The sequence below is a fragment of the Streptomyces sp. NBC_00988 genome (genome assembly GCF_045162645.1).
Taxonomy (GTDB): Bacteria; Actinomycetota; Actinomycetes; order Streptomycetales; family Streptomycetaceae; genus Streptomyces.
In genome coordinates this window covers 3088818-3111638 of record NZ_CP108730.1, presented here as the reverse complement: position 1 = coordinate 3111638, position 22821 = coordinate 3088818, and the positions used below count along the sequence as shown (strand labels likewise).

Annotated in this window: 21 protein-coding genes; 18 read left to right on the top strand and 3 right to left on the bottom strand. The window is 70.2% G+C overall.

The window, feature by feature from the left end; all coding sequences use genetic code 11:
• Positions 1–133 precede the first annotated feature (133 nt).
• The 3 genes from OG496_RS14070 (at position 134) to thrS (ending at position 4053) form a co-directional block, all read left to right on the top strand.
• Positions 134–700, top strand: a complete 567-nt coding sequence (locus tag OG496_RS14070; protein WP_200689140.1) for a DUF4365 domain-containing protein — start codon at positions 134–136, stop codon at positions 698–700.
• Positions 697–1929, top strand: a complete 1233-nt coding sequence (locus tag OG496_RS14065) for a hypothetical protein (RefSeq protein ID WP_405971099.1) — start codon at positions 697–699, stop codon at positions 1927–1929. Before OG496_RS14070 ends, OG496_RS14065 begins: the two co-directional genes overlap by 4 nt.
• A 147-nt stretch (positions 1930–2076) precedes the next feature.
• Positions 2077–4053 carry a threonine--tRNA ligase gene (thrS, locus tag OG496_RS14060; protein WP_366495520.1) on the top strand — a complete coding sequence of 659 codons (1977 nt, stop codon included), beginning with the start codon at positions 2077–2079 and terminating at the stop codon, positions 4051–4053.
• A gap of 52 nt (positions 4054–4105) precedes the next feature.
• Here thrS and OG496_RS14055 read toward each other — a convergent pair whose 3' ends face one another.
• On the bottom strand, positions 4106–4762 hold the full coding sequence (locus tag OG496_RS14055) for an ion channel (protein ID WP_405971098.1): 657 nt from the start codon (positions 4760–4762) through the stop codon (positions 4106–4108).
• 67 nt (positions 4763–4829) lie between these two features.
• Here OG496_RS14055 and OG496_RS14050 point away from each other — a divergent pair, with 67 nt between their 5' ends.
• Entirely contained in the window at positions 4830–5390 is a 561-nt protein-coding gene (locus OG496_RS14050; RefSeq protein WP_033282250.1) for an HIT domain-containing protein, read from the top strand.
• A 25-nt stretch (positions 5391–5415) separates the two neighbouring features.
• On the opposite strand, the gene OG496_RS14045 is transcribed toward OG496_RS14050, so the two are convergent.
• Together OG496_RS14045 and OG496_RS14040 are read right to left on the bottom strand one after the other, a co-directional pair.
• The gene (locus OG496_RS14045; protein WP_399396278.1) at positions 5416–7083 is read right to left on the bottom strand and encodes a hypothetical protein; all 1668 of its coding nucleotides are present in this window, start codon (positions 7081–7083) and stop codon (positions 5416–5418) included.
• 208 nt (positions 7084–7291) lie between these two features.
• Complete coding sequence (locus OG496_RS14040) at positions 7292–9487, bottom strand: elongation factor G-like protein EF-G2 (protein WP_405971097.1); 2196 nt, start codon at positions 9485–9487, stop codon at positions 7292–7294.
• A gap of 232 nt (positions 9488–9719) precedes the next feature.
• Here OG496_RS14040 and pgsA point away from each other — a divergent pair, with 232 nt between their 5' ends.
• The 14 genes from pgsA to OG496_RS13970 all read left to right on the top strand — a co-directional run bounded on the left by pgsA (position 9720) and on the right by OG496_RS13970 (position 22426).
• Positions 9720–10457 (top strand): phosphatidylinositol phosphate synthase, encoded by a 738-nt coding sequence (pgsA, locus tag OG496_RS14035; protein WP_405976624.1) that lies wholly within the window; start codon positions 9720–9722, stop codon positions 10455–10457.
• Positions 10454–11365: a phosphatidylinositol mannoside acyltransferase gene (locus OG496_RS14030; RefSeq protein WP_405971096.1), complete on the top strand. Its 912-nt coding sequence runs from the start codon at positions 10454–10456 to the stop codon at positions 11363–11365. The genes pgsA and OG496_RS14030 overlap by 4 nt, the downstream gene beginning before the upstream one ends.
• Positions 11362–12522 (top strand): glycosyltransferase family 4 protein, encoded by a 1161-nt coding sequence (locus OG496_RS14025; RefSeq protein WP_405971095.1) that lies wholly within the window; start codon positions 11362–11364, stop codon positions 12520–12522. The genes OG496_RS14030 and OG496_RS14025 overlap by 4 nt, the downstream gene beginning before the upstream one ends.
• Positions 12523–12695: 173 nt before the next feature.
• Positions 12696–13238, top strand: a complete 543-nt coding sequence (locus OG496_RS14020; RefSeq protein ID WP_366495514.1) for a hypothetical protein — start codon at positions 12696–12698, stop codon at positions 13236–13238.
• Positions 13239–13404: 166 nt separating this feature from the next.
• Positions 13405–14316, top strand: coding sequence for a pyridoxal 5'-phosphate synthase lyase subunit PdxS (pdxS, locus tag OG496_RS14015; RefSeq protein WP_200686525.1), 912 nt, complete (start codon positions 13405–13407; stop codon positions 14314–14316).
• A gap of 15 nt (positions 14317–14331) precedes the next feature.
• On the top strand, positions 14332–14937 hold the full coding sequence (pdxT, locus tag OG496_RS14010) for a pyridoxal 5'-phosphate synthase glutaminase subunit PdxT (RefSeq protein WP_405971094.1): 606 nt from the start codon (positions 14332–14334) through the stop codon (positions 14935–14937).
• Between the two features lie 51 nt (positions 14938–14988).
• Entirely contained in the window at positions 14989–15741 is a 753-nt protein-coding gene (locus OG496_RS14005) for a YebC/PmpR family DNA-binding transcriptional regulator (protein WP_366097447.1), read from the top strand.
• 150 nt (positions 15742–15891) lie between these two features.
• On the top strand, positions 15892–16503 hold the full coding sequence (ruvC, locus tag OG496_RS14000) for a crossover junction endodeoxyribonuclease RuvC (RefSeq protein WP_405971093.1): 612 nt from the start codon (positions 15892–15894) through the stop codon (positions 16501–16503).
• On the top strand, positions 16500–17108 hold the full coding sequence (gene ruvA, locus OG496_RS13995; RefSeq protein ID WP_366495511.1) for a Holliday junction branch migration protein RuvA: 609 nt from the start codon (positions 16500–16502) through the stop codon (positions 17106–17108). The genes ruvC and ruvA overlap by 4 nt, the downstream gene beginning before the upstream one ends.
• An 11-nt stretch (positions 17109–17119) precedes the next feature.
• Positions 17120–18190, top strand: a complete 1071-nt coding sequence (gene ruvB / locus OG496_RS13990) for a Holliday junction branch migration DNA helicase RuvB (protein WP_019059776.1) — start codon at positions 17120–17122, stop codon at positions 18188–18190.
• A gap of 165 nt (positions 18191–18355) precedes the next feature.
• Positions 18356–18862, top strand: coding sequence for a preprotein translocase subunit YajC (gene yajC, locus OG496_RS13985; RefSeq protein WP_365308093.1), 507 nt, complete (start codon positions 18356–18358; stop codon positions 18860–18862).
• Between the two features lie 141 nt (positions 18863–19003).
• Positions 19004–20770 (top strand): protein translocase subunit SecD, encoded by a 1767-nt coding sequence (gene secD, locus OG496_RS13980; protein ID WP_405971092.1) that lies wholly within the window; start codon positions 19004–19006, stop codon positions 20768–20770.
• A gap of 1 nt (position 20771) precedes the next feature.
• On the top strand, positions 20772–21890 hold the full coding sequence (gene secF, locus OG496_RS13975; protein ID WP_405971091.1) for a protein translocase subunit SecF: 1119 nt from the start codon (positions 20772–20774) through the stop codon (positions 21888–21890).
• Positions 21887–22426, top strand: coding sequence for an adenine phosphoribosyltransferase (locus OG496_RS13970; protein ID WP_405971090.1), 540 nt, complete (start codon positions 21887–21889; stop codon positions 22424–22426). Before secF ends, OG496_RS13970 begins: the two co-directional genes overlap by 4 nt.
• Positions 22427–22821: the final 395 nt, after the last annotated feature.

Genomic DNA, 22821 nt, shown 5'->3' with positions numbered 1-22821 from the left:
GCCTGTTTGGTGATACCCGGGCTGTTTGCGCCGTACGCCGGAAGGACACAACAGGAGTGCGGGTCTTTGCAGTTCAGCGACCCGATCAGGCATTCAGCACAGCAATTCACCTGAACTTGGAAGGCTGTTGGCCATGGTGATAGCGCAGCCCGAGCGGGGCGGGCTGCTGCCCGAACGGACGGCACCCCATCGCGGATCGCTCGCCACCACCGCCTGCATGGAGACACTGCAGGTGGGCTATCTGCACGCCGTCGCCGCTGCGGCCGGCTGCTCGCTGTCGCAACCCTTTCCGGACAACGGCATCGACTGGCACGTCAGTCATGGCTCGCCCGGGCACACGGTGGACGACGAGGTCACGATAAAAGTGCAGCTCAAGTGCACTTACCAGATCCCGCCGAATCCGCCGGGACGTTCCTTCTCCTTCACGCTCGACAACGACCATCTGCGCAAGCTCGCCCGCACACCGGTCTCGGTGCACAAGATCCTGGTCGTGATGCTCGTCCCGCGTTCCCAGGACGACTGGCTGCGCGCCAGCCACGACCGGCTCGACCTGCGGCACTGCTGCTACTGGGTCAACCTCGCCGGTCACGCGATCACCGGCAGGACCCGGACCACCGTGCGGATACCGACCTCGCGCATCTTCGACGACCGGGCGCTGTGCGAGATCATGACGCGGGTCGGGACGGGAGGCAGGCCATGAGGCACCGCTCGGTCGAGGAACACCTGCGGACGGTACGACCGCATCCCGACGACCATGCCGCCGACGCGGCGTGGGACCGCGCCCCCCAACCCGACGAGGTCGACCCCGCCGTCCTCGGCGCCCTGCTGCGCCGGCACGGCTGGCAGCGGCGCGGCGGCGCCGCCGGACGGTACGGCCGCTGGACCCCACCCGGGCCCGGCGGCTCGGGCACCAGCCTGCTGGTCCCCGAGAGCCGGGCCTTCCCCGACAGCGACGACCTCCTCGGCGAGGCGCTGATCGCGCTCGCCCGCAGCAACACCCCCTCCGCCCGCGAGGTCCTCGTCGGCCTCGCCGTACCGAGCGACGAGATCCGCTGGTGGCGCGACATCCCGACCGGACCGGCAGGCGCCGCGTCCTGGACGGTCGAGGAGCAACTCCGCGCCGCCGCCCGCCAGATGCTGCTCGCCGCCGCACTCGCCACACGCGCGCGTGCCGGCTACTACGGCGCCCGCCACCGCCGCCCCGCCGCGGCATCCCTGGAACACGTCCTCGTCGGCTCCGCTCCCGGCGGCCGCCAGCTCACCGCGTTCGTCCCGGTCGACACCGGCCGCGCCCTCGCCGTACGCCTCCACCAGGCCCTCTACGCCACCCGCGAGGCCATCGACTACGAACGGGCCACCGGCGGCATGGACGCCTTCGACGGAGCCGTCGAGGCGGGCGTCAGCCGGGAGTTGACCGAAGCCGTCGTCGCGCTCGTGCGCGGCACCGAGGGCGCCCGGATCGCCGTCGAGTGGGCGCCCGGCGCGGGCGTCCCCGAGGGCTGTGCCGCGCCTGCCGAGGCCGTCGAGTTCTCGCCCGGCGACCTGCCCGTGCTGCGCGCGGCCGGGGCCCGCTACCTGCGCGAGGAACCGGCCATGCCCGTGCGGATCACCGGCTCGGTGGTGCGGATGCGCAGGTCGGGGCCGCGCGGCGAGGGCACCGTACGGATGCAGGTGATCGCGGGCGCCGAGGTCGGGCACGTCCGGATGACCCTGGACGAGGAGTCGTACCGGATAGCCGGGCACGCCCACCTCGTCGGGCTGCCGGTGCGGGTGCACGGGCGGCTGGAGAGCCGGGGCGGCTTCCGCCGGCTGACCGGCGCCTCCGGGGTCGTACCCGTGCAGGTGGACGAGGCGGAGCGGGACCGGCTGATGAAGTCCCTCCAGGAGAACCTCGACTTCTTCGAGGAGGCGTGCAGCGGGGAGGACTGAGGGAGCGCGGGGGAGCGGGGCGGGGCCGGGCCTGAGCTGGGGCCCGGGGGCGACCGTTTCGCGGTGGGCCCCTTAGGGTCGGTACGATCCCCTATTGCGCGCGCTCACGGTATGGCGCCGCATCCACCCTGTAGTCAGGAGAGACCCGTGTCAGACGTCCGTGTGATCATCCAACGCGATTCCGAGCGGGAAGAGCGCACGGTGACGACGGGCACCACGGCCGCGGAGCTCTTCGCCGGCGAGCGCTCGATCATCGCCGCGCGCGTGGCCGGGGAGCTGAAGGACCTGGCGTACGAGGTGAAGGACGGCGAGGAGGTCGAGCCCGTCGAGATCTCCTCCACCGACGGCCTGAACATCCTGCGCCACTCCACCGCGCACGTCATGGCGCAGGCCGTGCAGGAGCTGTTCCCCGAGGCCAAGCTCGGCATCGGCCCGCCGGTCAAGGACGGCTTCTACTACGACTTCGACGTCGAGCGGCCGTTCACGCCCGAGGATCTCAAGGCCATCGAGAAGAAGATGCAGGAGATCCAGAAGCGCGGCCAGCGTTTCTCCCGGCGCGTGGTGACCGACGAGGACGCCCGCGAGGAGCTGGCGGACGAGCCGTACAAGCTCGAACTCATCGGCATCAAGGGGTCCGCGTCCACGGACGACGGTGCGGACGTCGAGGTCGGCGGCGGCGAGCTGACGATCTACGACAACCTCGACGCCAAGACCGGCGACCTGTGCTGGAAGGACCTCTGCCGCGGTCCCCACCTGCCCACCACGCGCAACATCCCGGCGTTCAAGCTGATGCGCAACGCGGCCGCCTACTGGCGCGGCAGCGAGAAGAACCCCATGCTCCAGCGCATCTACGGCACCGCCTGGCCCTCCAAGGAGGAGCTGAAGGCGCACCTCGACTTCCTGGTCGAGGCCGAGAAGCGCGACCACCGCAAGCTCGGCAGCGAGCTGGACCTGTTCTCCATCCCGGAGCAGATCGGTTCCGGCCTGGCGGTCTTCCACCCCAAGGGCGGCATCATCCGCCGCACGATGGAGGACTACTCGCGGCGCCGCCACGAGGAGGAGGGCTACGAGTTCGTCTACACCCCGCACGCGACGAAGGGGAAGCTCTTCGAGACGTCCGGGCACCTGGACTGGTACGCCGACGGCATGTACCCGCCCATGCAGCTCGACGAGGGCGTGGACTACTACCTCAAGCCCATGAACTGCCCGATGCACAACCTGATCTTCGACGCGCGCGGCCGCTCGTACCGTGAACTGCCGCTGCGCCTCTTCGAGTTCGGGACCGTGTACCGGTACGAGAAGTCCGGCGTCGTGCACGGTCTGACCCGCGCGCGCGGCTTCACGCAGGACGACGCGCACATCTACTGCACCCGCGAGCAGATGGCGGACGAGCTGGACAAGACGCTCACCTTCGTCCTCAACCTGCTGCGGGACTACGGCCTTGACGACTTCTACCTGGAGCTGTCGACCAAGGACCCGGAGAAGTTCGTCGGCTCGGACGAGGTCTGGGAAGAGGCCACCGAGACGCTGCGCCAGGTCGCCGAGAAGCAGGGGCTGCCGCTCGTTCCCGACCCCGGTGGCGCCGCGTTCTACGGTCCGAAGATCTCCGTCCAGACGAAGGACGCGATCGGGCGGACCTGGCAGATGTCCACCGTCCAGCTGGACTTCAACCTGCCGGAGCGCTTCGACCTGGAGTACACCGGTCCTGACGGTTCCAAGCAGCGGCCGGTCATGATCCACCGGGCGCTGTTCGGGTCCATCGAGCGGTTCTTCGCCGTACTGCTTGAGCACTACGCGGGCGCGTTCCCGGCGTGGCTGGCGCCCGTGCAGGCGGTCGGTATCCCGATCGGGGACGGGCATGTCGAGTACCTGGAGAAGTTCGCCGTGGCGGCGAAGAAGAAGGGGCTGCGCGTCGAGGTCGACTCGTCCTCGGACCGGATGCAGAAGAAGATCCGCAACGCGCAGAAGCAGAAGGTGCCGTTCATGGTCATCGTCGGCGACGAGGACATGAACGCGGGCACGGTGTCCTTCCGTTACCGCGACGGCTCGCAGGAGAACGGCATCGCGTTCGACGACGCCATCGCGAAGATCGAGCAGGTCGTGGCGGACCGGGCGCAGGTCTGAGTCCGCTGTCGCGGGTCTGAGTCCGCTGTTGTTCGGGAGGCCCTCGGGGAGTTCAGATCCCCGGGGGCCTCTCGTCGTCCTCCCGCGTGAAGACCTGGAGCAGCCAGGAGGCGAAGGTTCCGGTGACGGCGCCGAGCAGGGCCAGGCCGATGGCCATCATGCCCACGGCGATCAGGCGGCCGAGCGGGGTGACGGGGGCCACGTCGCCGTAGCCGACGGTCGCGAAGGTCGCGCAGGTCCACCACACGGCGTCGCCGAACGTCCTTATCGTCGCGCCCGGGGCCGCGTGTTCCTCGTGGTAGACGGAGAGGGCGCCGGCGAAGCCGAGCAGGACGGTGGACAGGCCGGCGTAGACGATCACGCGCGCGTGCAGGGCGAGTCGGGGCTGTCCGTGCCGGCGCTGCACGGCCTCGTACACCTTGACGACCCGCAGAGGTCGCAGCAGTGGCAGGAGCAGGACGAGAGTGTCCAGCCAGTGCGTGCGGACGAAGCGCAGCCGCTGGCCGCTCAGCCGCCAGCGGACCGCGTAGTCGACGGCGAAGAGCGCCCAGGCGGCGAACAGGACGGCGAGGCAGAGGTCCTGCCAGGTGACCGGCAGACCGTGGGCCAGGATGCGCACCGCGTACGCGGCGAGGAAGACCAGGGACGCCACGGCGAGGGGGACCTCCGTGTGCTGCTCCCAGCGGGCCTTGCGGCTGTCGTCGTCCATCGGCCCAGCTTGGCGCGGGAGGGGTTTCGCGCAACCCCGGCGACACGCCGCGAACGGGCGAAGCCATATGCTTCCTTGCATGACGAGTGAGCCGGAGCAGCAGATCGGAGTGGGCACGCCGGACGCGTTCCAGCGCCTCTGGACGCCCCACCGGATGGCCTACATCCAGGGCGAGAACAAGCCGACCGGCCCCGGGGCCGACGACGGTTGCCCCTTCTGCTCGATTCCGGCCAAATCGGACGAGGACGGGCTGATCGTCAGGCGCGGTGAGCTGGTGTACGGGGTGCTCAATCTGTACCCGTACAACGGCGGCCATCTGATGGTCGTGCCCTACCGTCACGTCGCGGACTACACCGACCTGACGGACGCGGAGACCGTGGAGCTGGCGGCCCTCACCAAGCAGGCGATGACGGCCCTGCGTACCGCGTCCGGCGCCCACGGCTTCAACATCGGCATGAACCAGGGGAGCGTGGCGGGCGCGGGTATCGCCGCCCACCTGCACCAGCACATCGTCCCGCGCTGGGGTGGCGACACGAACTTCATGCCGGTGGTCGGCCACACGAAGGTGCTGCCGCAACTCCTCGCGGACACACGGAAGATGCTGGCGGACGCGTGGCCCACGGCGTGAGCCACGCGGCGTCCTACGTGGTTGCTCACGCGTCGTAGAGGTCCGCTTTTCGCGGTGACGCGTCCTGCACGTTCGTGCTGAGGAACGACGAGCGGTTGCCGAACTTCTCCGTGTCCACGCCGTTCTCGTCCAGGACGCGGATCGCGGCGGCGTGGACCACGCGCAGGACCGGTGTCGCGGCGCGCAGTGCGTCGTCCGCCATGAAGCGGTGGCGCCAGGGCTGGTCGGCCCAGGCATGCCGCAGGCCGAACGGCTCGGGCAGGGATATGGAACCGCCGAGCCAGTTCAGCAGCGGCGGGTACCAGGTGATCGGGGCGCGGACGGCGAGGCGTACGACCTCGTCGGCGGGGACGAGCGGGAGCTTGACCTTGCGGGTCTCCCATGGCTTGAGGGTCTTCTGGACGTCCTTCGTGGGGGCCTCGGGCTTTCCGGTGAACAGGGAGTTCACGGGTCCCAGGGCGTGCCCGGTGATCTCGATGCGCAGCGTCTTGTGCAGCACGGTGACCGTGATCATCATGGTGATGACCAACTGCCCCTCCCAGAGCGTCCATTGGACGCCCAGGTAGTGCCGGTCGCCGGCGCCGAACTGCTGCTTGTTGCAGATGTCCTGTATCGCGTGCGTCTTGACCTGGTACGCGTCGACGTCCGTGCCCCCGGGCCGGGACACGGCCTTGGCGCCCTCGCCGATCGGCGTGACGACCCAGTGGCGTATGGACGCCTTCGGGAAGCCGCCGGTGTTGATCGTGTTCCGCTCCAGCATGCGCAGGTCGTCGTGGATGTTGCGGATGACGTCCCAGCTGCGGAAGGGGTGGATCTCCCGGGAGGGGTCCCGCGCGATCAGGTCCTCGGCGAGCTGCCAGCTGCCCCAGCGGGTGCCCATGCCGAGGATGCCCTTGGGGCCTGCGTAGAAGATGGAGTTGGACTGCTGCTCGGCGCTGAGCGTGGCCAGGGACTGGCGGAGCTGCTCGGCCTGCGTCTCGCCGGGGCTGGTCGGCACCGCCTCGGGGACCTTGGCGCCGACGCTGCTGCCGGACAGCAGGCTGTCCCAGCGCCCGCGCAGATCCTTCGCGGTGTTCTCGCAGACCTGCTTGGCCCACAGCCAGCCGACCACGGGCAGGACGACGCACGCGCGTGCGTACCAGGACCAGAAACCCGCGAAGGGCATCTTGACCAGGAAGATCACGGCGACCGCGCCCACCGCGACGAGCAGGGTCGTGGCGATCGCGCCGGCCCTCTTGTTCGTCTGCGTGCGCTTGTCGATCAGGCTGCGCAGCTGGAAGACCAGCAGCCAGACGACCAGCCCGGGCAGGAACAGCAGGCCGCACAGCACCATGATCATGGACAGCCTGTTGTCCCGCGCGCGGCGGATGTTGTTGGCCGCCAGGGCGTGCTCGACGACGGACTGCGGTTCGGTGCCGAACGACTGGATGAGCGGCTTGCGTCCGGGGCCGAGCATGCGGGCCACCAGGGCGCCGGAGAACGCCTCACCGAGGTTGGGGCGGAAGATCGTCGCCCACTTGCGGCCCTCGTTGACGGCCGTCTGGTGCCATTCGTTGTCGGCCTTCTTGATGTCGGCCACCGGGTTGTCCCGGTAGGCCGCCGAGGCCAGCGCGAAGGTCGCCGTCTGCCCCTCGTCGCCGGTACGCGGCACCTGTGGTCCGAAGATGTCCGCGTAACCGTTGTCAACGGTCATTCCCGCCCCCGATCGCCGCTGTTCCCGCTTCTGCGGCTTTCCCGACTTCCGTGCTCCGCACACCTGTTGATCAGGTCATCAGCGTATCGGCCATCACTGACATTCGTCGGCGGACAGCCGAAGCCGCCCGCCAACCCGGAAGTGATCGTTCCCTTTAGGCCACTTGTGGGTCGCCGCACGCCACAAGTGGGCCGCCCGGCACCAACTGCTAGGCGTCGCCCGCCTCTTCGCGGATCCGTTCGGCGATCTGCGGAGGCATCGGTTCGTGGCGGGCGTAGGCGCGGTTGAAGCGCGCGGTGCCGTGCGAGAGGGAGCGGAGGTCCACGGCGTAGCGGCCGATCTCGATCTCCGGCACCTCGGCGCGGATCAGGGTGCGCCCGCCGGACGTCTGCTCGGTGCCGAGCACGCGGCCCCGCCGCCCGGACAGGTCGCTCATCACGGCGCCCACGTAGTCGTCGCCGACCAGCACGGTCACCTCGGCCACCGGCTCCAGGAGATGGATTTTCGCGTCGACCGCGGCCTCCCGCAGGGCGAGCGCCCCGGCCGTCTGGAACGCGGCGTCCGAGGAGTCCACCGAGTGCGCCTTGCCGTCCAGGAGCGTGATCCGTACGTCCAGAAGGGGATGGCCGGCCGCAACTCCCCTTGCTGCCTGGGCCCTTACGCCCTTCTCCACCGACGGGATGAACTGCCGCGGCACCGCGCCGCCGATGACCTTGTCCACGAACTCGATGCCCGTGCCGCCCGGCAGCGGTTCGACCTCGATCTCGCAGATCGCGAACTGCCCGTGCCCGCCGGACTGTTTGACGTGCCGGCCGCGTCCCTGCGCCTTGGCGGCGAACGTCTCCCGTAGGGAGACCTTGTGCGGCACGAGGTCGACCTGGACGCCGTAGCGGCTGCGCAGCCGTTCCAGGGCGACGTCCGCGTGGGCCTCGCCGAGGCACCACAGGACGACCTGGTGGGTGTCCTGGTTCTGTTCCAGGCGCATGGTCGGGTCCTCGGCGACGAGCCTGCTCAGGCCCTGCGAGAGCTTGTCCTCGTCGGCCTTGCTGTGTGCCTGGATGGCGAGCGGCAGCAGCGGGTCGGGCATCTCCCAGGGCTCCATGAGCAGCGGGTCGTCCTTGGCCGAAAGCGTGTCCCCGGTCTCCGCGCGGCCCAGCTTCGCCACGCACGCGAGGTCGCCCGCGATGCAGTGCGTGAGCGCGCGCTGCTGTTTGCCGAAGGGCGCGGAGAGGGCGCCGACGCGTTCGTCGACGTCGTGGTCCTCGTGCCCGCGATCGGCGAGCCCGTGCCCGGAGACATGGACGGTCGCGTCGGGCCGCAGCGTCCCGGAGAAGACGCGCACCAGGGAGACCCGGCCGACGTACGGGTCGGAGGCGGTCTTCACGACCTCGGCGACCAGCGGCCCGTTCGGGTCGCACGGCTTGAGCTCCCGCGCCCTGCCGTCGACCGTGGTGACCCCGGGCGCCGCGCGCTCCAGCGGGGTCGGGAAGCCGCCTGTGATCAGCTCCAGCAGCTCGACGGTGCCGAGACCCTGCCGGGCGCCCTCGGCGGCGGGAGCGGCCGCCAGAACGGGAAAGAAGACCCCACGCGCGACGGCCCGCTCCAGGTCGCCGATCAGCGTCTTGACGTCGATCTCCTCGCCGCCGAGATAGCGGTCCATGAGGGTCTCGTCCTCGCTCTCCGCGATGATCCCCTCGATGAGCCGGTTGCGTGCCTCCTCGATCCGCGGCAGCTGGTCGGGCCCGGGCTCGGACTCCTTGCGCTCTCCGGAGGCGTAGTCGAACACCTTCTGCGACAGCAGCCCGACCAGACCGGACACGGGCGCGTGCCCGTCCGGCCCCGGCGCGCCGTGCAGCGGCAGATACAGGGGGAGTACGGCGTCGGGGTCGTCCGCGCCGAAGGCCTCCGCGCAGGTGCGGGTCATCGACTCGAAGTCCGCGCGCGCGGACTCCAGATGCGTGATGACGATGGCGCGCGGCATGCCGACCGCCGCGCACTCCTCCCACACCATGCGGGTCGAGCCGTCCACGCCGTCCGAGGCCGAGACGACGAAGAGGGCCGCGTCCGCCGCTCGCAGACCGGCCCTCAACTCGCCGACGAAATCGGCGTACCCGGGGGTGTCGAGAAGATTGACCTTGTACCCGTCCCAGTCGACGGGCACCAGGGAGAGCTGCACCGAGCGCTGCTGCCGGTGCTCGATCTCGTCGTAGTCGGAGATGGTGCCGCCGTCCTCCACGCGGCCCGCCCGGTTCACCGCCCCCGCGGTCAGCGCGAGGGCCTCCACCAGAGTCGTCTTGCCCGATCCGGAGTGGCCGACCAGCACCACATTCCGTACGGACGCGGGGTGGTCGGCCGCTGTAGCCCTGCCGGCGGCTCCGGAGTGTGCGTTCGCCTTGTCGCCCATGGCCTTGCCTCCCGTACACGGTGAGGTCACTGTGGGCGCGGACACACGCAGCCGCGTGCGGTGGCGGCTCCGATGACGCCCGCGGTGGTTCGAGCTTTCCACTCCCGTCACGGTGCGTCCATACACCGGACGCGATCCGGCCGTGACACCGATGGCATCTCCTCGTGCTGCAGCCATTCAGAACATGGGCACGCGGGTGCCCGGCCGTCGCCCACGCGCGCGCGTGGCTACGATGGGCCAGCCGGTGGCCAGCAGGGGCCGCGCGGCGACACCGACCCTCGGGAAGGCCATGCTGAACAAGTACGCGCGTGCATTCTTCACGCGTGTCCTCACGCCGTTCGCCGCGTTTCTGATCCGCCGGGGCGTCAGCCCCGACACGGTCACCCTCCTCGGCACCGCCGGAGTGGTCGCGGGCGCGCTGGTCTTCTATCCCATGGGCGAGTTCTTCTGGGGCACGGTCGTGATCACGCTGTTCGTGTTCTCCGACCTCGTCGACGGCAACATGGCCCGCCAGCTGGGCCGCTCCAGCCGCTGGGGCGCCTTCCTGGACTCCACGCTCGACCGCGTGGCCGACAGCGCCGTCTTCGGCGGCCTGGCCCTCTGGTACGCGGGCGGCGGCGACAACATCGCCCTGTGCGCCGTCTCGATCTTCTGCCTGGCCAGCGGCCAGGTGGTGTCGTACACCAAGGCGCGCGGCGAGTCGATCGGCCTGCCGGTCGCCGTCAACGGCCTGGTCGAGCGGGCCGAGCGACTGGTGATCTCACTGGTCGCGTGCGGTCTCGCCGGGCTGCACAAGTTCGGCGTCCCGGGCATCCAGTGGCTGCTGCCCATCGCGTTGTGGATCGTCGCCGTCGGCAGCCTGGTCACGCTGATCCAGCGCGTCGTCACGGTCCGCCGGGAGGCCGCCGAGGCCGACGCCACGGCGGCCCAGGAGGCCGCGGAACAGCACAGCAGCGGGGCGACTCCGTGAGCAGTGCCCAGGAGCGGCTGACGGACGCGCTCTACGGCCTCGGCTGGGGCGCCGTCAAGAAGCTCCCCGAGCCGGTCGCCGTCCGGCTCGGCCGCACCGTCGCCGACCTCGCCTGGAAGCGACGCGGCAAGGGCGTGCGACGGCTGGAGAGCAACTACGCGCGCGTGGTGCCCGACGCGAGCCCCGAGCGGCTCGCCGAGCTCTCGCGCGCGGGCATGCGGTCGTACCTGCGCTACTGGATGGAGTCCTTCCGGCTCCCCGCCTGGAGCGCCGAACGGATCCGCACGGGCTTCGAGCCCAAGGACGTCCACCACCTCACCGACGGCATCGCCTCCGACCGCGGTGTCATCCTCGCGCTGCCCCACATGGCCAACTGGGACCTCGCCGGCGCCTGGGTCACCACCAAGCTGGAGACCCCGTTCACTACGGTGGCCGAACGCCTCAAGCCGGAGACGCTCTACGACCGCTTCGTCGCCTACCGCGAGGGCCTCGGCATGGAGGTCCTGCCGCACAGCGGCGGCACCGCCTTCGGCACCCTGGCCCGGCGACTGCGCGACGGCGGCCTGGTCTGCCTGGTCGCCGAACGCGACCTGTCCGCCTCGGGCGTCGAGGTCAAGTTCTTCGGCGAGACCACCAGGATGCCCGCGGGACCGGCGCTCCTCGCCCAGCAGACGGGCGCACTCCTGCTCCCCGTGACGCTCTGGTACGACGACTCTCCGGTCATGAAGGGCCGGGTCCATCCGCCGGTCGAGGTGCCCGAGTCAGGTGACCGGGCCGAGAAGACGTCTGTCATCACACAGGCGCTGGCAGACGCTTTCGCCACCGGCATCGCCGACCACCCGGAGGACTGGCACATGCTCCAGCGCTTGTGGCTCGCGGACCTGGATCCCACGAAGGGGCCCTCGTGAGGATCGGCATCGTCTGCCCCTACTCCTGGGACGTGCCGGGCGGCGTCCAGTTCCACATCAGGGACCTCGCCGAGTACTTCATCCGGCTCGGCCACGAGGTGTCCGTCCTCGCTCCGGCCGACGACGACACCCCGCTGCCGCCCTACGTCGTCTCGGCCGGCCGCGCGGTCCCGGTGCCGTACAACGGCTCGGTGGCCCGGCTGAACTTCGGCTTCCTGTCCGCCGCCCGGGTCCGACGCTGGCTGCACGACGGCGAGTTCGACGTCATCCACATCCACGAGCCGACCTCGCCGTCCCTCGGCCTGCTCGCCTGCTGGGCCGCCCAGGGCCCGATCGTCGCCACCTTCCACACCTCGAACCCGCGCTCCCGGGCGATGATCGCCGCGTACGCGATCCTCCAGGCCGCGCTGGAGAAGATCAGCGCCCGGATCGCCGTGAGCGAGTACGCCCGCCGCACGCTCGTCGAACACCTCGGCGGCGACGCGGTCGTCATCCCGAACGGCGTCGACGTCGACTTCTTCGCCCGAGCCGAACCCAAGCCCGAGTGGCAAGGCGAGACCATCGGCTTCATAGGGCGCATCGACGAGCCCCGCAAGGGCCTCCCGGTGCTGATGAACGCCCTCCCGAAGATCCTCGCCGAGCGCCCGAACGCCCGACTCCTGGTCGCCGGCCGGGGCGACGAGGAGGAGGCCGTCGAATCGCTCCCCGAGGAACTGCGCTCACGCGTCGAGTTCCTCGGCATGATCAGCGACGACGACAAGGCCCGCTTCCTGCGCAGCATCGACCTCTACGTAGCGCCCAACACCGGCGGAGAGAGCTTCGGCATCATCCTCGTAGAGGCCATGTCGGCAGGCGCCCCGGTCCTCGCCTCCGACCTCCCCGCCTTCGCCCAGGTCCTCGACCAGGGCGTCGCCGGCGAGCTGTTCCCCAACGAGGACCCGGACGCACTGGCCGAGGCAGCCGTACGACTCCTCGGCGACCCCGCCCGGCTGGCGGAGCTGCGACGGAGCGGGAGCTCCCATGTGCGGCGCTTCGACTGGTCGACGGTCGGCGCGGACATCCTGTCGGTCTACGAGACGGTGACGGCGGGCGCGGCAGCGGTGGCGACGGACGAACGGACGGGATTGCGGGCGAGGTTCGGGCTGGCGCGGGACTGAGGAGCGGCAACTTCTTGATGCGGGCGGGTATTTCCAGCCCGTCCGGCGTTTGAGGACGAGGCCGTCCAGGCCGAAGCGGGGGCGTGGGGGCGGCAGCCCCCACAACGCCCACACCAACCCCCCGCACGAATCCCGGTCAACCCAAGTGGAACGGCCCCGTAGGCTTGCCGCCCGTGACCGCAACCCTGATCTGGATCCTCGTCGCCGTCGTGGCGATCGGCCTGTACCTGAGCTGGACCGCGGGACGGCTCGACCGGCTGCACGTCCGGATCGACGCGGCCCGCGCGGCACTCGACGCCCAACTGCTGCGCCGCGCCTCGGTGACCCAGGAACTGGCCACCTCCGGCGTCCTCGACCCGGCCGCCTCGATCGTCCTCTACGAGGCCGCGCACGCCGCCCGGCAGGCCGAGGAGGAGCAACGGGAGGTCGCCGAGAGCGAGTTGAGCCAGGCCCTGCGCGCCGTCTTCGCGGAGGCCCCGCAGGTCGAGGGCGTCCGTGAGGCACCCGGTGGAGAGTCGGCGGCCCACGAACTCACCGAGGCGGTACGGCGGGTGCCCATGGCCCGGCGCTTCCACAACGACTCCGTACGCGCCGCCCGCGCCCTGCGCCGGCACCGCAAGGTCCGCTGGTTCCGGCTGGCCGGGCACGCGCCCTTCCCGATGGCCTTCGAGATGGACGACGAGCCACCGGCCGCGCTGGTGGACCGGGCCGCGTAGCACAAAGCGGTGCAGCACGGCCGTAGAACACAGCCGTAGAAGACCGCCGCAGGGCACAGCGGTTCGAAAACGATCCACCGGCTGTTCATTGGCCCTTGCTGTGGCCTGCATCTCTGACGTTTCCTCGGTAGTGCAGCAACCCTCTTTCACCGAGTGAGGTCACCCCGTGTCCAGCACCCCCAGCTCCGCCCAGACTCCCGAGACCGGCACCGCGCGCGTGAAGCGCGGCATGGCCGAGCAGCTCAAGGGCGGTGTGATCATGGACGTGGTCAACGCCGAGCAGGCGAAGATCGCCGAGGACGCCGGTGCCGTGGCCGTCATGGCCCTGGAGCGGGTCCCCGCCGACATCCGCAAGGACGGCGGCGTGGCCCGGATGTCCGACCCGACGATGATCGAGGAGATCATCGAGGCGGTCTCCATCCCGGTCATGGCCAAGTCCCGCATCGGCCACTTCGTCGAGGCCCAGGTCCTGCAGTCCCTCGGCGTCGACTACATCGACGAGTCCGAGGTCCTCACCCCGGCCGACGAGGTCAACCACTCCGACAAGTGGGCCTTCACGACCCCCTTCGTCTGTGGTGCCACCAACCTGGGCGAGGCCCTGCGCCGCATCGCCGAGGGCGCCGCGATGATCCGCTCCAAGGGCGAGGCCGGCACCGGCAACGTCGTCGAGGCGGTCCGCCACCTGCGCCAGATCAAGAACGAGATCGCCAAGCTGCGCGGCTTCGACAACAACGAGCTGTACGCCGCCGCCAAGGAGCTGCGCGCCCCGTACGAGATCGTCCGCGAGGTCGCCGAGCTCGGCAAGCTCCCGGTCGTGCTGTTCTCCGCCGGTGGTGTCGCCACCCCCGCCGACGCCGCGCTGATGCGCCAGCTCGGCGCCGAGGGCGTCTTCGTCGGCTCCGGCATCTTCAAGTCCGGCGACCCGGCCAAGCGCGCCGCCGCCATCGTGAAGGCGACCACCTTCTACGACGACCCGAAGATCATCGCGGACGCGTCCCGCAACCTCGGCGAGGCCATGGTCGGCATCAACTGCGACACCCTCCCCGAGACCGAGCGCTACGCCAACCGCGGCTGGTAACCACCCATGGCAGATGTGTCTTCAGCCCCTGTCATCGGCGTCCTGGCCCTCCAGGGCGACGTACGGGAGCACCTGATCGCCCTGGCCGCGGCCGACGCCGTGGCCAGGCAGGTCAGGCGCCCCGAGGAACTCGCCGAGGTGGACGGTCTCGTCATCCCCGGGGGTGAGTCGACCACCATCTCCAAGCTGGCCGTCCTCTTCGGAGTGATGGACCCGCTGCGCGCACGCGTGCGTGCCGGAATGCCCGTCTACGGCACCTGCGCCGGCCTGATCATGCTCGCCGACAAGATCCTCGACCCGCGCTCGGGCCAGGAGACGATCGGCGGCATCGACATGATCGTGCGCCGCAACGCCTTCGGACGTCAGAACGAGTCCTTCGAAGCAGCTGTCGACGTCCAGGGCATCGAGGGCGATCCTGTGGAGGGCGTCTTCATCCGCGCCCCCTGGGTCGAGTCCGTCGGTGCCGAGACCGAGGTCCTCGCCGAACACGAGGGCCACATCGTCGCGGTCCGCCAGGGCAACGCGCTCGCCACGTCGTTCCACCCGGAACTGACCGGCGACCACCGCGTGCACTCCCTGTTCGTCGACATGGTGCGCGCGAACCTGGCTCCGGGGTCCTAGTAGGATCTCTGGGGTTCGTAAAGAGTTGGGTTACGCGAAGGAGACAGGCAGATGTCCGGCCACTCTAAATGGGCTACGACGAAGCACAAGAAGGCCGTGATCGACGCCAAGCGCGGCAAGCTCTTCGCGAAGATGATCAAGAACATCGAGGTCGCGGCCCGTACCGGTGGCGCCGACGTGTCCGGCAACCCGACGCTGTTCGACGCCATCCAGAAGGCCAAGAAGAGCTCGGTCCCGAACAAGAACATCGACTCCGCGGTCAAGCGCGGCGCCGGTCTCGAAGCCGGTGGCGCCGACTACGAGACGATCATGTACGAGGGTTACGGCCCCAACGGTGTCGCGGTGCTCATCGAGTGCCTCACCGACAACCGCAACCGCGCCGCCTCGGACGTGCGCGTCGCCATGACCCGCAACGGCGGGAACATGGCCGACCCCGGCTCCGTCTCGTACCTCTTCAACCGCAAGGGTGTCGTCGTCGTCCCCAAGGGCGAGCTGTCCGAGGACGACGTCCTGGGTGCCGTGCTCGACGCGGGCGCCGAGGAGGTCAACGACCTCGGTGAGTCCTTCGAGGTCATCTCCGAGGCCACCGACCTGGTCGCGGTCCGCACCGCGCTCCAGGACGCCGGCATCGACTACGACTCCGCCGACGCCAACTTCGTCCCGACCATGCAGGTCGACCTCGACGAGGACGGCGCCCGCAAGATCTTCAAGCTGATCGACGCCCTGGAGGACAGCGACGACGTGCAGAACGTCTTCGCCAACTTCGACGTCAGCGACGAGGTCATGGAGAAGGTCGACGCGTAGCGCTGCCGCGAGCTGAAGTCGAACAAGCGGTTCAACGGGCCGACGGGACACACCCCGTCGGCCCGTCGCTTTGTCAGTGACACCCGATAGCCTGCACAAACTGGGGGTCCCCCCAGCGAAGCTGGGGGAGATCGAACGAGGGGGGTTGGAGTGCGGGTACTGGGTGTCGACCCCGGACTGACCCGATGCGGTGTCGGTGTCGTCGAAGGCGTCGCGGGCCGGCCGCTCACCATGATCGGCGTCGGTGTCGTACGGACCCCGGCGGACGCCGAGTTGGGGCTGCGCCTCGTCGCCATCGAGCAGGGCATCGAGGCGTGGCTGGACGAACACCGGCCCGAATTCGTCGCCGTGGAGCGGGTGTTCAGCCAGCACAACGTGCGCACGGTGATGGGCACCGCCCAGGCCAGCGCCGTGGCGATGCTCTGTGCCGCCCGCCGCGGCATCCCCGTCGCCCTGCACACCCCCAGCGAGGTCAAGGCCGCCGTCACCGGCAGCGGCCGCGCCGACAAGGCGCAGGTCGGCGCCATGGTCACCCGGCTGCTCCGGCTCGACGCGCCCCCGAAGCCCGCCGACGCGGCCGACGCCCTCGCCCTCGCCATCTGCCACATCTGGCGCGGCCCCGCGACCAACCGCCTCCAACAGGCCGTCGCCCAGAACCGGTTGCAACAGGCGGTCGCCCAACACGCGGCCGGCGCGCGCAAAGCCCCGCAAGCCCCGCAAGCACCGAAGACCCCGCACGCATCGAAAGGCCGTACCGCATGATCGCCTTCGTCAGTGGCACGGTCGCCGCACTCGCCCCCGACGCCGCCGTGGTCGAGGTCGGCGGTGTCGGCATGGCCATCCAGTGCACGCCGAACACGCTGTCCACGCTCCGCCTCGGCAAGCCCGCCAAGCTCGCCACCTCCCTCGTCGTCCGCGAGGACTCGCTCACCCTGTACGGCTTCGTGGACGACGACGAACGCCAGATCTTCGAGCTGCTCCAGACCGCGACCGGCGTCGGCCCCCGGCTCGCGCAGGCGATGCTCGCGGTGCACACCCCGGACGCGCTGCGCCGGGCGGTGGCCGCCGGGGACGAGAAGGCGCTCATGGCGGTCCCGGGCATCGGCAAGAAGGGCGCCCAGAAGCTGCTGCTGGAGTTCAAGGACCGGCTCGGCGCACCGGTGGGGTCCGCCCCGGCGATCGGCGCCCCGGTCACCAGCGGCTGGCGCGATCAGCTGTACGCCGCCCTCATCGGCCTCGGGTACGCCACCCGCGAGGCCGACGAGGCCGTGGCTGCCGTAGCACCGCAGGCCGAGGCCGCCGAGGGCACGCCGCCGGTCGGCCAGTTGCTGAAGGCGGCCCTGCAGACCCTGAACCGCGCCCGCTAGGAGAACCGTCAGTGAACTGGGACGACACGACCGACGAGACCGCCGCCGAGCGGCTGGTGGGCTCGGTCGCCGACCGCGAGGACCAGGCCGTCGAGGCCGCCCTGCGCCCCAAGGACCTGGGCGAGTTCATCGGCCAGGAGAAGGTCCGCGAACAGCTCGACCTGGTGTTGCGCGCCGCACGCGCGCGTGGCGCCACCGCCGACCACGTGCTGCTCTCCGGCGCCCCCGGCCTCGGCAAGACCACCCTGTCGATGATCATCGCGGCCGAGATGGAGGCCCCGATCCGCATCACCAGCGGCCCCGCCATCCAGCACGCCGGCGACCTCGCCGCGATCCTCTCCTCCCTCCAGGAGGGCGAGGTCCTCTTCCTCGACGAGATCCACCGCATGTCACGGCCCGCCGAAGAGATGCTCTACATGGCGATGGAGGACTTCCGCGTCGACGTCATCGTCGGCAAGGGCCCCGGCGCCACCGCGATCCCGCTCGAACTGCCGCCGTTCACCCTGGTCGGCGCCACCACGCGCGCGGGACTGCTGCCGCCCCCGCTGCGCGACCGCTTCGGCTTCACCGCGCACATGGAGTTCTACGAGCCCACCGAGCTGGAGCGCGTCATCCACCGCTCGGCGAACCTCCTCGACGTGGAGATCGACCCCGCCGGCGCCGCCGAGATCGCCGGCCGCTCCCGCGGCACCCCCCGTATCGCCAACCGGCTGCTGCGCCGCGTGCGGGACTACGCGCAGGTCAAGGCCGACGGATTCATCACCCAGGACATCGCCGGAGCCGCCCTCAAGGTCTACGAGGTCGACGGGCGCGGCCTCGACCGGCTCGACCGCGGTGTCCTCGAAGCCCTGCTCAAGCTGTTCGGCGGCGGACCGGTCGGCCTGTCCACGCTCGCCGTCGCCGTGGGGGAGGAGCGCGAGACCGTCGAAGAGGTCGCCGAACCCTTCCTCGTACGCGAGGGACTGCTGGCCCGCACCCCGCGCGGACGCGTCGCCACCCCTGCCGCATGGGCGCATCTCGGCCTCACCCCGCCCCGCTCGTCAACCGGGGGAAACGGACAAGGGGACCTGTTCGGGGCGTGACGGCGGGGGCACTGGCCGGGTCAGGAACCCCGGTGCCATGCTGAGCGTTGTTCCATCAGCGTGGACTCGCTTAGACTCCGCCGATGCCGCCTTTGTGGGCGGCGCCGACCACCCCCATCCACCAGGCCGCTCACCGCCGCGGTCGTGCGAAGGAAATTCCGCCCCGTGAATATCGTGACCCTCCTCCCGTTCATCGTGCTCATCGGGGCCATGTTCCTGATGACCCGCTCCGCCAAGCGCAAGCAGCAGGCGGCCGCGTCGATGCGTAGTGACATGCAGCCCGGCACCGGCGTCCGCACGATCGGGGGCGTGTACGCGACGGTCAAGGAAGTCAACGAGGAGACGGTTCTCCTCGACGCCGGCCCGGGCATCGAACTTCTCTTCGCGAAGAACGCGATCGGCGCCGTCCTCACCGACGACGAGTACAACCGCATCGTCCACGGCATCGAGCACGACCTGAAGGACGACGCCGACATCGTCCCGGACGACGCCTCCTCCCTCACCGACACCGACGAGCCCGCCGCCGACTCTTCCGACGACAAGCCCATCGACCTCGGCAAGAAGGACGCGGCCGACGAGCCGGCCGACGCCACCGAGGAGCCGGCGAAGCCCGCCGAGGCGAAGACGGAAGAAGAGCCGAAGAAGTCCGACGGCGACACCGACGCGAAGTAGTAACGTCCCGGGAGCGCGGCGCGACCCGCTCGCGCCCCGCGCACCCGGGTACGTGCGTCGCTCGCACGGGATCCCGACACCATGTCATGGCCGTAGCCGCGCTGACCCGGCGTGGAGCGGCCCGAGAGGGAGTACGAGAAGGTGGCAGCACCTAAGAGGGGCCGCAGCGCGAGCGCCCAGAGCAAGCCGTGGCGCTCGCTGGCCCTCATCCTGATCGCCATCGTGGCGCTCACCGGTGGCATGTTCGCATCCGGGCACAACACTCCGCGTCTCGGCATCGACCTGGCCGGCGGCACGAGCATCACCCTGCGGGCGGTGGCCCAGCCCGGCGAGGAATCGTCGATCAACAAGACCAACATGGACACCGCGGTCGACATCATGAACCGCCGTGTCAATGGTCTTGGTGTCTCGGAGGCCGAGGTCCAGACCCAGGGCTCCAGGAACATCATCGTCAATATCCCGAAGGGCACGAACTCGGAGGAGGCGCGGCAGCAGGTCGGTACGACCGCCAAGCTGTACTTCCGCCCGGTCCTGGCCACGGAGGCCTCCACGGGCGCCGCGACGACGACCCCGTCGCCGAGCGCGTCCAGCAGCGCCTCCAGCAGCCCGTCGAGCACGGCCAGCTCCAAGGCGACCGCCTCCTCGACCGGCTCCGCGACGCCGACGGCCACTGCCACCTCTCAGGGCCGTGCCGCCAGCGACGCGCTGAAGGCCGACTCCACCTCGTCCGCGAGCCCCAGTGCCTCGGCCTCGGCCAGCGCCACCCCGTCGGCGAGCAGCAGCGCCGCCGCCAGCGCGGCGGCCGCCAAGCTTGAGGCTCAGTACACCGCGCTCGACTGCTCCAAGAAGTCGGTCCAGAACACCGCCGGCAAGACCGCCAAGGCCGGCGACGCGACCGTGGCCTGCGGCCAGGTCTCGGGCGTCTGGTACAAGTACGTGCTCGGCCCCGCCGCCGTCGACGGCACCGACGTCAAGAAGGCCGCGGCCGTCCTGAACACGACGACTGCCGCCGGCTGGCAGGTCACCATGGACTTCACCGGCAAGGGCGGCGACAAGTTCGCCAAGGTCACCGGTGAACTGGCGAAGAACACCGCCCCGCAGAACGAGTTCGGCATCGTCCTCGACGGCCAGGTCGTCTCCAGCCCGTCCGTCAGCTCGTCGATCACCGGCGGCAGCGCGGAGATCTCCGGCAGCTTCACCCAGGAAGAGGCCCAGAGCCTCGCCAACATGCTGTCGTACGGCGCCCTGCCGCTGACCTTCAAGGAGGACAGCGTCACCACGGTGACCGCGGCCCTCGGCGGTGAGCAGCTGCACGCCGGTCTGATCGCGGGCGCGATCGGCCTCGCGCTGGTCGTCATCTACCTGCTGATCTTCTACCGCGGCCTGTCGGTCATCGCGATCCCCTCGCTGCTGGTCTCCGCGATCCTCACGTACGTGATCATGGCGCTGCTCGGCCCGGGTATCGGCTTCGCGCTGAACCTGCCGGCGGTCTGCGGTGCGATCGTCGCGATCGGTATCACCGCGGACTCGTTCATCGTGTTCTTCGAACGCATCCGGGACGAGATCCGCGAGGGCCGCTCGCTGCGCCCCTCCGTCGAGCGGGCCTGGCCCCGTGCCCGGCGCACCATCCTGGTCTCCGACTTCGTGTCGTTCCTCGCCGCCGCGGTGCTGTTCATCGTCACCGTCGGCAAGGTCCAGGGCTTCGCGTTCACCCTCGGTCTGACCACCGTGCTCGACGTGGTCGTCGTCTTCCTCTTCACCAAGCCGCTGATGACGATCCTCGCCCGCCGGAAGTTCTTCGCGGACGGCCACAAGTGGTCCGGCATCGACCCGAAGGCGCTGGGCGCCAAGCCGCCGCTGCGCCGCACCCGCCGTCCCTCCGCCCCCGTCGACCCGAAGGAGGCGTGAGATGTCGAAGCTCGGCAACCTCGGCGCCCGACTGCACCGTGGCGAGGTCGGGTACGACTTCGTCGGCAATCGCAAGATCTGGTACGGCATCTCGATCCTGATCACCATCACGGCCATCCTCGGCCTGACGGTGCGCGGCCTGAACATGGGCATCGAGTTCCAGGGCGGCGCCGCCTTCACCACGCCGAAGCACATGAGCGCCTCGGTGAGCCAGGCGGAGAAGTACGCCGAGGACGCCTCCGGCCACGACGCGGTCGTCCAGAAGCTCGGCGACGGCAGCCTGCGCATCCAGATCGCGGGCATCGACACCGACAAGTCCGACAGCATCAAGACGAAGCTGGCGAAGGACCTCGACGTCAGCTCCGAGAACATCGCAGCGGACCTGGTCGGTCCCAGCTGGGGTGACCAGGTCGCCAACAAGGCCTGGGAGGGCCTGGCGATCTTCATGGTGCTGGTCGTGATCTATCTGGCGATCGCCTTCGAGTGGCGCATGGCCCTGGCCGCGCTCGTCGCCCTGATCCACGACATCACCATCACCATCGGCATCTACGCCCTCGTCGGCTTCGAGGTCACGCCCGGCACGGTGATCGGTCTGCTGACCATCCTCGGTTACTCGCTCTACGACACGGTCGTCGTCTTCGACAGCCTCAAGGAGCAGACCAAGGACATCACCAAGCAGACCCGCTGGACCTACAGCGACATCGCCAACCGGTCGATCAACGGCACCCTGGTGCGTTCCATCAACACCACGGTCGTCGCGCTGCTGCCGGTCGGGGCCCTGCTGTTCATCGGTGGCGGCTTCCTGGGCGCGGGTGTCCTCAACGACATCTCGCTGTCGCTGTTCGTCGGCCTCGCGGCCGGTGCGTACTCGTCGATCTTCATCGCCACGCCGCTCGTCGCCGACCTCAAGGAGGCCGAGCCGCAGATCAAGGCGCTCAGGAAGCGCGTCCTCGCGAAGCGCGCCCAGGCTGCCACGCAGGGCGAGCCCGTCGAGCCCGAGGTCACCGACCGCTCGGACGACGACTACGACGACGAGGACACGGCGGCGGTCGTGGGCCCGCGCACCCAGCCGGCGTCCCGCAACCGCGGTCGTGGCCGTCCCTCGGGGAAGCGTCGATGACGGACATCCAGGAGCTGCTGCTCAGCCGTATCCGCGATGTGGCCGACTACCCGGAGCCGGGCGTGATGTTCAAGGACATCACGCCGCTCCTGGCGGACCCGGCCGCGTTCACGGCGCTCACCGACGCGCTCGCCGAGTTCGTCGTGAGCACCGGTGCGACGAAGGTCGTGGGCCTGGAGGCCCGCGGGTTCATCCTCGGCGCCCCGGTGGCCGTCCGCGCGGGCGTCGGCTTCATCCCCGTACGCAAGGCGGGCAAGCTCCCCGGAGCGACCCTCAGCCAGTCGTACGACCTGGAGTACGGCTCCGCCGAGATCGAGGTGCACGCCGAGGACCTGAGCGCGGGAGACCGCGTCCTGGTCGTCGACGACGTCCTGGCCACGGGCGGCACCGCCGAGGCATCCCTCCAGCTGATCCGCAGGGCGGGCGCGCAGGTCGCCGGCGTCGCGGTCCTGATGGAACTGGGCTTCCTCGCGGGCCGCGCCCGCCTGGAACCGGCCCTGGAAGGCGCCCCGCTGGAAGCGCTGCTGGTGGTCTGACGCCGACAGCACGTCCTGCGACGATTCGAGAACGGCCGCCCCGGTATCACCGGGGCGGCCGTTTCCGTGCCCCTCTGGGCACGGGGCTGTCCATGTGCGGCTCCACCGCGTGGGCGCGACGAGCCACGATGGCGCGGCGGTCGGCCAGGTACCTCCGGCCCCTCCCCGGTCCCCTCCCCGGACGAGCCACCATGGTGCCGCGATCGGCCAGGTACCTCCGGTCCGCCGTCCTGCGCCCGGACGCGCGGCGATGGCGCCGCGCTTGGCCAGGTCCCTCCGGCCCCCGTCGCCGGATCGGCCACGTACCTCCGGGCCACCATCGCCCGCCCGGACGAGCCACGACGGTGCCACAATCGGCTAGGCAACTCCGGCCCCCCCGCCGCCCGCCCGGAAAC

What these genes read in the sequence shown, in the direction of transcription:
- ruvA (WP_366495511.1), top strand. Translation starts at nt 16,500, where the DNA reads ATGATCGCCTTCGTCAGTGGCACGGTCGCCGCACTCGCCCCCGACGCC.
- OG496_RS13970 (WP_405971090.1), top strand. Translation starts at nt 21,887, where the DNA reads ATGACGGACATCCAGGAGCTGCTGCTCAGCCGTATCCGCGATGTGGCC.
- OG496_RS14065 (WP_405971099.1), top strand. Translation starts at nt 697, where the DNA reads ATGAGGCACCGCTCGGTCGAGGAACACCTGCGGACGGTACGACCGCAT.
- OG496_RS14045 (WP_399396278.1), bottom strand. Translation starts at nt 7,083, where the DNA reads ATGACCGTTGACAACGGTTACGCGGACATCTTCGGACCACAGGTGCCG.
- OG496_RS14070 (WP_200689140.1), top strand. Translation starts at nt 134, where the DNA reads ATGGTGATAGCGCAGCCCGAGCGGGGCGGGCTGCTGCCCGAACGGACG.
- OG496_RS14050 (WP_033282250.1), top strand. Translation starts at nt 4,830, where the DNA reads ATGCTTCCTTGCATGACGAGTGAGCCGGAGCAGCAGATCGGAGTGGGC.
- OG496_RS14040 (WP_405971097.1), bottom strand. Translation starts at nt 9,487, where the DNA reads ATGGGCGACAAGGCGAACGCACACTCCGGAGCCGCCGGCAGGGCTACA.
- OG496_RS14055 (WP_405971098.1), bottom strand. Translation starts at nt 4,762, where the DNA reads ATGGACGACGACAGCCGCAAGGCCCGCTGGGAGCAGCACACGGAGGTC.
- pgsA (WP_405976624.1), top strand. Translation starts at nt 9,720, where the DNA reads ATGGGCCAGCCGGTGGCCAGCAGGGGCCGCGCGGCGACACCGACCCTC.
- secF (WP_405971091.1), top strand. Translation starts at nt 20,772, where the DNA reads ATGTCGAAGCTCGGCAACCTCGGCGCCCGACTGCACCGTGGCGAGGTC.
- OG496_RS14005 (WP_366097447.1), top strand. Translation starts at nt 14,989, where the DNA reads ATGTCCGGCCACTCTAAATGGGCTACGACGAAGCACAAGAAGGCCGTG.